General features: G+C 75.3%; 11 protein-coding genes. 5 read left to right on the top strand and 6 right to left on the bottom strand.

Going from position 1 to position 12,270, the window contains the following annotated elements:
- Positions 1-31: 31 nt before the first annotated feature.
- The gene (locus tag ACIPK4_RS33905; protein WP_402320096.1) at positions 32-802 is read right to left on the bottom strand and encodes a glycerophosphodiester phosphodiesterase family protein; all 771 of its coding nucleotides are present in this window, start codon (positions 800-802) and stop codon (positions 32-34) included.
- Between the two features lie 182 nt (positions 803-984).
- Between ACIPK4_RS33905 and ACIPK4_RS33900 the strand changes: the two genes are divergently transcribed.
- Entirely contained in the window at positions 985-2,487 is a 1,503-nt protein-coding gene (locus tag ACIPK4_RS33900) for a PLP-dependent aminotransferase family protein (protein WP_402320094.1), read from the top strand.
- Positions 2,488-2,533: 46 nt separating this feature from the next.
- Here ACIPK4_RS33900 and ACIPK4_RS33895 read toward each other — a convergent pair whose 3' ends face one another.
- The gene (locus ACIPK4_RS33895) at positions 2,534-4,189 is read right to left on the bottom strand and encodes a hypothetical protein (RefSeq protein WP_402320091.1); all 1,656 of its coding nucleotides are present in this window, start codon (positions 4,187-4,189) and stop codon (positions 2,534-2,536) included.
- A 49-nt stretch (positions 4,190-4,238) separates the two neighbouring features.
- Entirely contained in the window at positions 4,239-4,433 is a 195-nt protein-coding gene (locus ACIPK4_RS33890; protein WP_048475521.1) for a hypothetical protein, read from the bottom strand.
- A 346-nt stretch (positions 4,434-4,779) separates the two neighbouring features.
- Between ACIPK4_RS33890 and ACIPK4_RS33885 the strand changes: the two genes are divergently transcribed.
- Together ACIPK4_RS33885 and ACIPK4_RS33880 are read left to right on the top strand one after the other, a co-directional pair.
- Positions 4,780-5,202: an ankyrin repeat domain-containing protein gene (locus ACIPK4_RS33885; protein WP_402320088.1), complete on the top strand. Its 423-nt coding sequence runs from the start codon at positions 4,780-4,782 to the stop codon at positions 5,200-5,202.
- Between the two features lie 343 nt (positions 5,203-5,545).
- Complete coding sequence (locus ACIPK4_RS33880) at positions 5,546-6,943, top strand: HEAT repeat domain-containing protein (RefSeq protein ID WP_402320085.1); 1,398 nt, start codon at positions 5,546-5,548, stop codon at positions 6,941-6,943.
- 252 nt (positions 6,944-7,195) lie between these two features.
- Here ACIPK4_RS33880 and ACIPK4_RS33875 read toward each other — a convergent pair whose 3' ends face one another.
- From ACIPK4_RS33875 to ACIPK4_RS33865, 3 genes are read right to left on the bottom strand one after another with little or no spacing between them, the layout of a single operon-like run.
- A complete protein-coding gene (locus ACIPK4_RS33875) occupies positions 7,196-8,077 on the bottom strand; it encodes a biotin-dependent carboxyltransferase family protein (RefSeq protein WP_402320083.1) in 882 nt (293 codons plus the stop codon).
- Positions 8,074-8,691, bottom strand: coding sequence for an allophanate hydrolase subunit 1 (locus ACIPK4_RS33870; protein WP_402320080.1), 618 nt, complete (start codon positions 8,689-8,691; stop codon positions 8,074-8,076). Before ACIPK4_RS33870 ends, ACIPK4_RS33875 begins: the two co-directional genes overlap by 4 nt.
- A complete protein-coding gene (locus tag ACIPK4_RS33865; protein WP_402320077.1) occupies positions 8,688-9,467 on the bottom strand; it encodes a LamB/YcsF family protein in 780 nt (259 codons plus the stop codon). Before ACIPK4_RS33865 ends, ACIPK4_RS33870 begins: the two co-directional genes overlap by 4 nt.
- Positions 9,468-9,595: 128 nt before the next feature.
- Here ACIPK4_RS33865 and ACIPK4_RS33860 point away from each other — a divergent pair, with 128 nt between their 5' ends.
- Positions 9,596-11,101 (top strand): hypothetical protein, encoded by a 1,506-nt coding sequence (locus ACIPK4_RS33860; protein ID WP_402320074.1) that lies wholly within the window; start codon positions 9,596-9,598, stop codon positions 11,099-11,101.
- A 217-nt stretch (positions 11,102-11,318) separates the two neighbouring features.
- Positions 11,319-12,242: a hypothetical protein gene (locus tag ACIPK4_RS33855; RefSeq protein WP_402320071.1), complete on the top strand. Its 924-nt coding sequence runs from the start codon at positions 11,319-11,321 to the stop codon at positions 12,240-12,242.
- Positions 12,243-12,270: the final 28 nt, after the last annotated feature.

Below are 12,270 nucleotides of genomic sequence, written 5' to 3'. Positions count from 1 at the left end.
CGTGAAGGGTGACGGCGGCGGTCCTGGCAGGTCAGGCCCAGGCTCCGCGCTGGTCCAGCACCGTGCGCAAGATGTCGATCCGGTCGGTCATGATGCCATCCACCCCCAGGTCGAGGAGAGCCTCCATACGTTGCGGTTCGTTCACGGTCCACACGTGGACCTGGAGGCCCCGGTCGTGGGCCGTCTTCACGAACCGCCGGTCGACCACGCGGATACCCGCCTGGGTCTCCGGAACCTGCGCCGCCACCGCCCCGACCCGCAGGGCCGCCGGGATCGCGTACGAGCGCAGCCGCAGGCCGAGCACCCCGCGCACCCCGTACGAGGTCGCCAGCCGGGGACCGGCGATCTTCTGGGCGCGGGCCACCCGGCTCTCCGAGAACGAGCCCACGCACACCCGGTCCCACACGCCCGCCCGGGCGATCAGGTTGACCAGCGGATGAAGGGCCGACTCGGACTTGACGTCGATGTTCCAGCGGGCTTCGGGGAACTCCTCCAGGAGCTCCTCGAACAGCGGCAGCGGCTCGGTGCCCGCCACCCGCGCCTCGCGGATCCTGCCCCACGTCAGCTCCGCGATCCGGCCGTGCCCGTCCGTGACCCGGTCGAGCGTGGAGTCGTGGAAGGCGACGAGCTTGCCGTCGGCGGTGGCGTGCACATCGGTCTCGAAATACCGGTAGCCCGCGTCGGCGGCCCGCCGGAAGGCCGCGGCGGTGTTCTCCAGCCCGTCCGCCGCGCCTCCCCGGTGCGCGAAGGGAATCGGAGCCGGGTGGTCCAGATACGGATGGCGAAGGCGTACGTGCGTCACCCGCCGCAGTATGCACCGTGACACCCGTGGGGAGGGAGCGACCCGATGGCCGCGTGGTGAACGCCGCACCACCCCTGGCCCCGGTGGACCCCGTCATGACAGGCTGTCGGTGCGGAAGCAATCCAATACCGGCATCGCTCGGGGCAGGGCGAGGCCAATTCGACGAAGGTGGACCGGACAGCATGGCAGAGTGGACCTCGGCGGTGGGTGCCGCACAGCTCGCCCGTCTCATCACCTCCCAGCAGGAACGGCCCAGCGTCCCCGGGGCGCGCAGACTGCCCGCCTACCGGACCCTCGCCGACGGCATCCGGCTGCTCGTCCTCGAAGGCCGCGTCCCCGTCGCCGCCCGGCTGCCCGCCGAGCGGGAACTCGCCGTCTCCCTCTCCCTCTCCCGCACCACCGTCGCCGCCGCGTACGAGGCCCTGCGCGGGGAGGGCTTCCTGGAATCCCGCCGCGGCGCCGGCAGCTGGACCTCCGTGCCGGCCGGGAACCCGCTGCCCGCCCGGGGCCTGGAACCGCTGCCGCCCGAGTCCCTCGGCTCGATGATCGACCTCGGCTGCGCCGCGCTCCCGGCCCCCGAGCCCTGGCTCACCAAGGCCGTGCAGGGCGCGCTGGAGGAACTCCCGCCGTACGCGCACACCCACGGGGACTACCCCGCCGGGCTCCCCGCCCTGCGGCGCATGCTCGCCGACCGCTACACCGAGCGCGGCATCCCCACGATGCCCGAGCAGATCATGGTCACCACCGGTGCGATGGGCGCCATCGACGCCATCTGCAGCCTCTTCGCCGGCCGCGGGGAGCGCATCGCCGTCGAATCCCCGTCCTACGCCAACATCCTCCAGCTCATGCGCGCCGCCGGGGTGCGGCTCGTACCCGTCGCGATGGCCGCAGGTCTGGCCGGCTGGGACATGAACGTGTGGCGACAGGTGCTGCGCGACGCCGCACCCCGCCTCGCCTACGTCGTCGCCGACTTCCACAACCCGACCGGAGCCCTCGCCTCCGAGGAGCAGCGCCGCGCCATGGTGGAGGCGGCCCGCTCCGCAGGCACCGTCCTCGTGGTCGACGAGACCATGGCCGAGCTCCGGCTGGACCCCGAACTGGAGATGCCCCGCCCGGTCTGCTCCTTCGACCCGGCCGGCTCCACCGTGATCACCGTCGGCTCCGCCAGCAAGGCCTTCTGGGCCGGCATGCGGATCGGCTGGGTCCGTGCGGCCCCCGACGTCATCCGCAGCCTGGTCGCCGCCCGCGCGTACGCCGACCTCGGCACGCCGGTGCTGGAACAGCTCGCCGTGAACTGGCTGATGCGGACCGGCGGCTGGGCCGAGGCCGTGGAGATCCGCCGCACCCAGGCCCGGGAGAACCGGGACGCACTGGTCGCCGCGGTGCGCCGGGAGCTGCCCGACTGGGAGTTCGCGGTGCCGCAGGGCGGGCTGACCCTGTGGGCCCGCGCCGGCGGGCTCTCCGGCTCCCGGCTCGCCGAGGTGGGGGAGCGGGTCGGCGTACGGGTCCCCTCCGGGCCGCGCTTCGGCGTCGACGGGGCCTTCGAGGGCTACGTCCGGCTGCCGTTCACCGTCGGCGGGCCGGTGGCCGAGGAGGCCGCGGCCCGGCTCGCGGCGGCCGCCCGGCTGGTCGGCACGGGCGCGGGCGGCGGCGGGGCCGAGCCCCCGCGCACCTTCGTGGCGTAGGACGGCGGACCGGAGTCGGGCCAGGGGTGCGCGGTCCGGCCCGGGTTCAGGGGCCCACGGGCCAGGGACCGCGGGCCGGCGGCGCCTCGGCCGGGACCTCCTCGATCTCCTCGGCGTCGCCCGACGGCCCCGGGGGCTGCACGATGTGCAGCGGCTTCGACAGCGTGACCCGGCCCGGCGCGCCAGGGGCGGGCAACTGCCGTCCCGGCAGCAGCTCCAGCACCGCCTGTCGGTGCTCCGGGTTCGCGGCGTCGTCGTACGGGTCCGGCGTGGCGGGCACCTGCACGCGGTGCACGGGACCCGAGCCGAGCCGCGCGTACCCCCGGCCCGGCGGCAGCTGGGCCGTCGGGGTGGTGTGCGGCGGCAGCCCCAGCACGTCGGTGATCTGCTGGATCGCGGCCGGACCCAGCACGACCCGGGCCCGGGTGTGCTGCCAGACGGCGTCGTTCAGCAGCTCCAGGTGGTCGAACTGCTCGGCGACGACGACCGTGACGTGGGCGGCGCGCCCGTGCCGCAGCGGGACCTGGAGCCGGGCGAGGGGGTCGGGGCCGCCCTCCGCGGTCGCGAGGTGCGCCAGCACGCTGGGCCGGTCCAGCAGGATCCACAGCGGCCGCCGGGTGTCCTCGGGCGCCGGACGGCCGGCCTCACGGGCCCGGTGCGCGGCCATCAGCCGCCGCTCGGTCTCGCGCGCGGCCCACTCCAGGGTGGCCAGCGCCCCGGCCGGGCCGCATTCCACGGCCAGCACGCCCGTCCGCCCGGACAGGCAGGAGAACTCCCCGCTGCCCCCGCCCTCCACGATCAGCACCTCGCCCCCGTGGTGCAGGGCCTGCAGGGCGATCGAGCGGAGCAGGGAGGAGGTGCCGCTGCCGGGCCGGCCCACGGCCAGCAGGTGCGGCTCGGTGGAGCGGGGGCCGGTGCGCCAGATCACCGGCGGCACGTCGCGAGGCTCGTCGTCCTCCAGGACGGGCAGGGTGCGCTGCACGCTGCCCGCGTCGGTGAATCCGAGCACGGTCTCGCCCGGCGAGGTGACGAACGGCTGGGCGGCGATCCCCGTCGGCAGCGGTGCGAGCACCGTCAGGTCGAGCTGGTTGCCCTCCTCGTCCCAGTCGAAGAGGTACTCCCGCCCGCGTCCCGACTTCGCGTGCAGCAGGGCCTCGATCCGGGCCCGCGAGGCGGCCTCGCCGTCGGTGAAGTAGGCCGGGTAGCGGATCCGGAGCCGGGTGACGCGGCCCGCGTCGTCGAACGCGTAGCCGCTGAACGCCCGGTCCCACTGCCCGCCGTGGGCGAACAGCGGGTTCGGGTCCTCAGGGGTGGAGAAGTACGGGACGAGGGCCTCGTACAGGGAGCCGAGCCGTTCGCTCTCGGCCTCGCTCGGCCCGGTCTTCACCGGTGTACGGTCGCGTCCCCGCCAGGCCGCCGCCGCCATCAGGGTGATCAGGCCGGCGAGGGGGCCGTAGGGGACGAGCGCGACCACGAGGACGCAGGCGGCACCCAGGAACAGCGCGGGACCACGCTTGTCCTTGGGGGTCCGGGCCCACTTCTGCCGCCCGGCCGCGGCCAGGACGCGCAGGCCGCGCCCGATGACGAGGAGCGGATGGAGGACGTCCGTGGCGCTGTCGGCGGCCGTGCGAGCGAGGTCGCGGCCCCGGGCCAGCGAGGTGGTGCCGCTGCTGAGGATGCGGGGGAGTGGGCGCCGGGCCACGGGCGTCTCCTGGAGTTGTCGCGGTGCGGGACGGTCCGGTCGGGCGGCGCTAGAGCTTGATCCCGCCGAGCAGGCTCGCCAGGCTCGCCGTGCTCGCGGTGATGCTGGGGGCGATGGCGGAGCCGGCGAGGAAGAAGCCGAACAGCGAGCAGACGAACGCGTGGGACAGCTTCATCCCGTCCTTCTTGAAGAAGAGGAAGGCGATGATGCCGAGCAGGACGACGCCTGAGATGGACAGGATCATGAGAAGTTCTCCTGGTGGGTGGGGACGGTCACCATCAGTTGTTCCAGGCTCACAGGAAGTATCAATGCGATAAAAGGTGCATACGGGTGAATCCAGCCTTTTTTCACTTGACCGGCGCAGCTCGACTGGCGCGACCGGCACGAAGCGGACCCAACCGGGCCGACCCCGTGCCGACCCGCGCCCACGGGGATCCCTGCCTCGGCCTGGCCCCCCGTATGTGCAGGTCCGGGCGCTACCCTGGCGATTCACCCGTACGGCCGCAGCGCCGTACGCGCCCCTGCCCGCCCGGCCCGGGGAACCTCACGTCCGCAGCGACGTCAACAGCGAGTGGAAGGCGGTACGACAGATGAGCGAGCACGAGCCCACCGAGGGCGGCTCCCAGGGCGCTCCCGACGAGGACGTCATCGAGCTGGCCACCAAGATCTTCGACCTCGCCCGCCAGGGCGAGACCGAGACGCTCACCGCGTACCTGGACGCCGGAGTGCCGGCGAACCTCACCAACGACCGCGGCGACACCCTCGTCATGCTGGCCGCCTACCACGGCCACGCCACCACCGTCACCGCCCTGCTGGCCCGCGGCGCCGAGGCCGACCGCGCCAACGACCGCGGCCAGACCCCGCTCGCCGGCGCCGTCTTCAAGGGCGAGGAGGCCGTCATCCGCGCCCTGCTCGCCGGGGGCGCCGACCCCGGCGCCGGAACCCCCTCCGCCGTGGACACCGCCCGCATGTTCGCCAAGGCCGACCTGCTGGAACTCTTCGGAGCCAAGTAGTCCGTTTTTGCCCGTGACCTGGCGAGGTCCGACCGGCCCGCCACCTCACGGGTTGGTCACGGCGGCCGTAAATGTGGTCGCGGCGCACAAACCGGCTGGGTCATCATGGCGTCGGATTCGATTCGCGAGCACGGCGGAAGGGCAGGAGGCGGCAGGACACGACGGGTGTCCGAACCCACCCCCTGCGAGAACCGGCCGACGTGGTCGCGAAGCACCGACGAGAGTGAGAAGGCAATGGTCTACATCGAGCGGAACATGACGGCGGACGTCCTCACATGCTGTTACGCGGCCCTGTGAATCCCGATTCCCGGTTGCGTCCCCAGCTTGATTTGAGGCCATTCCCATGTTCGAACCAGTCATAGCGCCAAGCGGCACCCTGCTCGGGCTCCTCCAGCGGGGCCGCGGCGACGGCACGCTGCACGCCCTCGCAGCGCCCCGCGCCGAGGCCCTCGCGGCCCTCAACCAGTGCGTGGTCAGCGACCCGCGCCAGGACTGGCAGGTCGAGAACCGCTCGCTCTACTACGCACGCCTGTACCTCGATCTCGACGGCCCCCTCGCCGGCATCGAGAGCCACCTCTTCAGCGCCGACGACCTCGTCGACGACACGGACCACCGGACCGGTCTCGCCCTGTCCGTCCTGGGCCACCTGGCCTCCTACGGCCGTGACGACGCACTCATGCTGCTGCGCCGCTACGCCGCCTCCGGGGCCAACTGGGCCTGGGCCCTCGACGAGCTCGCCCTGCGCGACGACGACGAGGGACTGCGCGGCCTCGCCGCACCCGTGCTCGCCAGGTTCCCGGCCACCGCCGAGGGTGAGGCGCGGCTGGCCGCCGCCATCCGCGACGCGTACGAGCCCCGGCCCTGGTGCCTGTGGGAGGAGTCCCCCGAGTACGGCGACCGGCTGCGCGCAGCCCGCCAGCAGGGCTCCTTCGACCGCTGGCAGCGCCAGCTCACCCCGAACGGGCCCCGGCCCGGCTGGGGGGTCCAGGCCGTCTTCGACTGGGCCGCCGACGGACTGCGCCGCGGCACCCCGCTGCACGTACCCGCCGCCCGCTGTCTGGCCGCCGTCGCCGGACCCGAGGACCGCTCCGCGATCCTCGCGGCCGCGGCCGGCGCCGGCGGCGAGGCCGCCCGCGCCACCGCCCTGCACCACCTGGTCCTCGCCGAGCCGGAGAACCCGGCCGTCCTCGACCTCATCGAAGCCGCCGGGGACGAACCCGCCGTGGCCGCCTACGAGCGCATGTGCGGCCCCACCGCCCTCGACCGGGCCCGCCAGTGGGTCCACCGCCCCGACGCCCTGGGCGCGGCCGCGGCCGCCCTCCTCGCCGCCAGGGGCGGGGCCGAGGACACCGGACTCGTCCTGGGCGCCCTCCGCTCCACCGTCCGCGGCTCCGGCCCGGACGCCCAGCGCCTCTTCGCCCTGGTCGACGGGGCGGGCCGGCTCTCCATCGGCTGCGCGGCACCGGTGCTGCGCCACATCTACCGCGAGACGGCCTCCTCCCACCTGCGCGGGCGCGCGGCGCGCGCCCTGGCCAGCACGGACCCGACCTTCGCGGCCGGCTTCGCCGTCGAATGCCTCTGGGACTGCGAGGAGACCACCCGCGAGGTGGCGGCCCACCACGCGGAGACGGCGGACGCCCGTGTGGCCCCGAGGCTCCGCAGACTGGCGTCGGACCCGGCCGAGGAGGAGGACGTCCAGTCGGCGGTCCGCAACAGGATCACCCCGGAATCAGCGGTGTAGCCCCCCACCCCCCGCTCCGCACGGCATCGCCCAGGGCCCCTCGGGTCCTGGGCCAAGGGGGCGGGGTCTGAGCGGGGCGGAGCCGAGGTGGACCGGCGCGACGCCCCCGGACCCCTCCTGCACCCCCGGACCTCTCCTGCACCCCCCGGACCTCCTCCGGCACCGCCCCTGGACCCCCGGGTCCCGAACCCCCCGACCCCGGACCCTGCGTCCCGCCCCACCTCTCCGTCCCCCCGGCAGCCCGCCCCGCCCCTACCCCCGGACGAAGCGGATCGGCAGGCCCGGTCCGGCCTGGGCTGCCGCGTTCAGAGGTGGGCCCGGGGGGACCACGCCGAGGACCGGGTAGCCGCCCGTCACCGGGTGGTCGGCCAGGAACACCACCGGCAGGCCGTCCGGGGGGACCTGCACCGCACCCAGGACCATGCCCTCGCTCGGGAGTTCACCGCCGCGGCTGCGCACGAGCCGGGCCCCCGCCTCGGTGCGGAGCCCGATGCGGTTGGACGCCGGGGAGACCCGGAACTCCGCCCGCCACAGCGCCGCGACCGAAGCCGGCTCGAACCAGTCCGCCCGCGGCCCCAGCCGCAACGGCAGCACCAGCTCGGTCGGCGCCCCCGGCACCCGCAGCTCATCCGCCCCGCGGACCGGATCCGGCCCGGCCGGGCCCACCGGCAGCACCGTCCCGGCGACCGGCACGCCCGGCCCCAGGCCCGACAGCAGGTCCGTCGAGCGACTGCCCAGCACCGGCGGTACGGCGAACCCTCCCCGCACCGCGACGTAGCTGCGCACCCCCGACTCCGCCCGGCCCACCTCCAGCTCCGCCCCGGCCCGAAGCCGGACCGGGGCTCCCCAGGCCGCCGCCCGGCCTGACACCCGTACCGCACAGGGCGCGCCCGTGACCGCCACGGTCACGGGGGCCAGCGCCCGCAGGCCGACCCCGTCCAGGGTGGTCTCCAGGACGGCCGCGTCCGGCGGGTTGCCCAGCAGCCGGTTGGCCAGCCCGTACGCCCCCGCGTCCAGCGCGCCCGACCTGGGCACCCCCAGGTGTGCGTACCCGGGCCGGCCCAGGTCCTGGAGCGTGGTCAGCGCCCCCGCCCGGATCACCTCCAGCGCGGCCTCCGGCGCACCGCCGCTCACCCCGCCACCTCCTCGAACCGCACCCGTACCCCGGGCGCGAACAGCGCCGCCGGTTCCCTCCCCGGATCCCACACCACCGCGTCCGTGGTCCCGATCAGCTGCCAGCCGCCGGGGGAGGAGCGCGGGTACACCCCCGCGTACTCGCCCGCGAGTGCCAGGGAGCCGGCCGGGACGGCCGTGCGGGGCGTGTCCCGCCGGGGCAGGTGGAGCCGCTCCGGCAACCCGGTCAGGTAGCCGAAGCCGGGCGCGAACCCGCAGAAGGCCACCCGGAACTCCGTCCCCGCGACGATGCCCGCCACCTCCCGCTCCGCGACCCCCCACCGCCTGGCCACCTCCGTGAGGTCCGGCCCGTCGTAGCGCACCGGCACGGTGACGAGCGGTCCCTCGGTCCGCGCGAGCGGCGGCACCTCCCAGCGGGCGATCCGCTCCGCCAGCGCGCCCGGCCCGGCCACGCCGTCCAGCAGCACGGTCCGCGCCGCCGGCACGACGTCCCGTACGTCCCCCAGCTCGCCCGCCTCCCGCCGCCGGAGCAGCTCCGCGTGCAGCGCCGCCACCTCCTGCGCCGAGTCAAGCTCGATCAGCAGCGCCTCACCGCCCACCACCAGCGGCCTCATGCGAAGGCCTCCACCCGGACCCCCGCGGCGCCCAGCGCCTCGCGGACCCGCCGGGCGAGCCCCGCCGCCCCCGGGGTGTCCCCGTGCAGGCACAGCGAGCGCGCCTCCACCGCCACCCGGGAGCCGTCGGCGGCCGTCACCGCACGGTCGGCGGCCATCGCGACCGCGCGGGCGACCACGGCGTCCGGGTCGTGCAGCACCGCCCCCGGCTCGGCGCGCGGCACGAGCGTCCCGGCCGGCGTGTACGCCCGGTCGGCGAAGGCCTCGGGCACGGCCGTGAGCCCCGCCGCGTCGGCGGCGGCCAGCAGCAGCGATCCCGGCAGACCCAGCACCGGCAGGTCCCCGGCCCCGGCCGCGGTCCGCACCCCGGCGACGACGGCGCCCGCCTGATCGGCGTCGCCGACCGTGCGGTTGTACAGCGCGCCGTGCGGTTTCACGTACGACACCCGTGAGCCGGCGGCCCGTGCGAAGACCTCCAGCGCCCCGATCTGGTACGCCACCTCGTCGGCCAGCTCGTCCGCCGGCACGTCCATCGAGCGCCGCCCGAAGCCCGCCAGATCGCGGTACGAGACCTGCGCCCCGATCCGTACGCCCTGCTCGGCGGCCAGCTCGCAGACCCGCCGCATGATGGACGGGTCCCCGGCGTGGAAACCGCACGCCACGTTCGCGCTCGTCACGACGGACAGCAGCGCCTCGTCGTCGGTCAGCGTCCAGCGCCCGAAGCCCTCGCCGAGGTCGGCGTTGAGATCGATCAGAGGTGTGATCATGGAAGCCATGCGGTGAGCGTAGAGCAGCCCCCGTGCGGCGGTGAGCGGTTCGGCGGCACGTCCGGCGGGGTCGGGGACCGATCCGGCCGAACCATGCCGTTTGGGATGTTGTCCGTGTCAGCGCCTAGTCTTTGTCCGTGACTCTCCCCGCCCCGGCGAAGCCCCTTCCGTCTCCGGCGCCGGGCCCGGCCGCCGACGAGGGCCTGGCCCGGCGGCTGCGCGCCCTCGCGTGCACCGCCCCGCTGCACGATCTCGACGTACGCAAGGCCAATCTCGCCGGCGAGTACGGGATCTACGCGATGGCGGAGGTCGCGCTCGCCGCGATCGACCTGGTCACGCTCAACATGGACTTCGACACCGGCGCCGACCACGAGCAGATAGTGGCCCGGCTGCTGCCCCGCGTCGCCGCGCAGGCACCGCAGCGCCCGGCGGCCGAGCACGAGCGGGTGGCCCGCTGGGTGCTCGAAAACCTCATCAACGTCGGCAGCGTCGACCGGGGTTTCCGCGCCATCTACGGCACGTTCGGCCCGGACGGGGTGTACGTCCGCCGCGACTACGACTTCAAGCTGATCGAGGAGGTCCCCGGCTACGGCGGGGCGGTCTACCTCCGTACGACCGACGAAGCCGTCAACGTGCTGGTCGGCGCCCTCGACACGGACGTCACCAGCGCGCAGATCGCGGCCGAGGTGAAGCTGGAGGTCCTCATCAGCCGCGGTCGGCTCGCCGACGCCCAGCTCGCCGCCGAGCAGGCCCGCTACCGCACGGTGCAGTACGCGGAGACCCTGCGCCGCACCCTGGACGCGACCCGGCGCAACGTCCGGGCGGTGGACTGGCTCCGGTCCGTGCCCGACATGATCGAGGAGGCCCTCGACCACGTCGCCGACCGCTACCGGCACGAGAACGCGATCCTGACGAACATCCGCAAGGCCCGGGACGAGGCCGAGGAGCCGGAGAACAAGCGGCGCGCCGCCGAGCTCGTCGACATCGTCAAGGACTGCATCCGCCGCCACACCCAGCTCCAGTCGAGGCTGCTGGACGCGGGCCCCCTGTTCCGCGCCGAGCAGGACCGCCAGGCCTTCGCCGCGCCCGCGCCGCGCTCCGGGATCGACCTCTACGGGCAGCTCGTGGCCCCGATCCTGCCGCTGCCGGTCGCGCAGGCCGGCCGGGTCACGGACGCGTTCTTCGCCGCGGGCACGGGCCTGCGCACGCCCGTCTCCGTGCGCGTCGCCGACCTCGTCGAAATCCTGCTGACGCCGCCGGTCGAGCGCGAACATCTCGGCGCGGAGATGCCGGAACCGGACCTCATCGCCACCCCGGACGACAGCCGCTTCAGCGAGGAGCAGCTCGCCGCCGCGATGGAGCTCCTGGACCTGCCGCACGACGCCCCGCGCCGCCTGTCGGGCCTGCTCGCCGAGGCCCGGCGCAGCGACCCTGACCTGCCGTACCTGGTGGCCCTGCTGGCCGTCCACGCGGCGAGCCCGGCGGTCGGCACGGCGTACCGGCAGGGCGAGGAGCGGCTGCTCTTCGCGGTGGACGACGGCACCGAGCTCGACGACCCCGAGTTCGGCGGGGCCGACCTCATCGTCGGCACCGCCCTCCTGGACGCCGCCGCGATGACCGCGGACCGCACGGAGGCGGCGTGACCGCCCCCGCCCCGGCCGGGCTGCCGTGCCGGGCCGCCCCGGTCCCGCCGAATCCGCCGCAGCACCCGACAGACCGCCGTGCCCCCACCCCCGGGAGCGGGCGGGGGCCGACCGCCGCCGAGCCGCCCCGTACCGAACCCCGCACCGCCCGAACGACCCGCACCGCCTGCTCGATCCGCACCGCCCGACCGACCCGCACCGCCGAGGAGACGTACCCGTGAGCGACCACCACGCCGAGCACCCCGCGTGGAGCGAGCGGCACCCCGCGTGGAGCGAGCCCGACGCGCCGCAGGCCCCCGCCGCGCCCGCCCCCGGCGGTTCCGTCACGCCCGCCGACGCCGCGGACGCGGCCCGGCTCGTCGCGTTCGGGCTCCAGCCCAAGCTGCTCCCCGCCCGCGACGCCGAGTACGCCGAACTGCTGCGCCGCTACCGCGAGGACCCGGCCTTCGGCCGCCTCGCCGACGCCGTCGCCACCGGCCTGGGCCTCGTCGTCCTGGAGGTGTCCCCGCGCGCCGGCATGGCCGTCGCCGCCGACGAGGACTCCGTCTTCGCCGTCCGGATGGGCGACTACGCCCGCCGCACCGCTGCCGACTCGGCCGACCGGTTCCTGCACGGCCTCGCCCATCTCGCCGTCGCCGCCCTCGCGTTCCCCCGCCCCGAGGACCTCGCCGACGACGGCTACATCGGCCGCGTCACCGTCAACGGCGTCGACGCGTTCGTCCGCCAGACGTGCCGCCGCCTGGAGGAACGCGCCGAGGAGCTCGGTGAGAACACCGACCCGGCCACCGACGCCCCCGGCCTCGAAGCCGCCTGGCGCGTCTACGCCCGTCGCAGCGCGACCGGAGCCACCAAGGACGCCCGCCGCCTGGCCGGCTCCACCACCGGCATCGTCGGCAAGGCCGCCGCGTTCCTCACCGACTCCGGCTTCCTGCAGCGCACCGGCGACGACGCCGGAGGCACGTACCGCACCACCCCCCGCTACCAGCTCCAGGTCCGCGACATGGCGGGCAGCGCGGCCATGGCCGAACTCCTGGAACTCGGCGTGGTCCCCGTCAGCGACGGCTCCGCCACCCTCCTGCCGCCGCCCGAGGGCGACGACCTGGAGCTGGCCGCCGACGCCGGCCTGCCGTTCCACGCCTGAGCCACCCGCCCTTCCGTACCGAGAACCA

Origin of the sequence: Streptomyces sp. NPDC086989 (assembly GCF_044745505.1) — a bacterium.
Lineage (GTDB): Bacteria > Actinomycetota > Actinomycetes > Streptomycetales > Streptomycetaceae > Streptomyces.
This window is presented reverse-complemented; position numbering and strand designations above follow the sequence as displayed.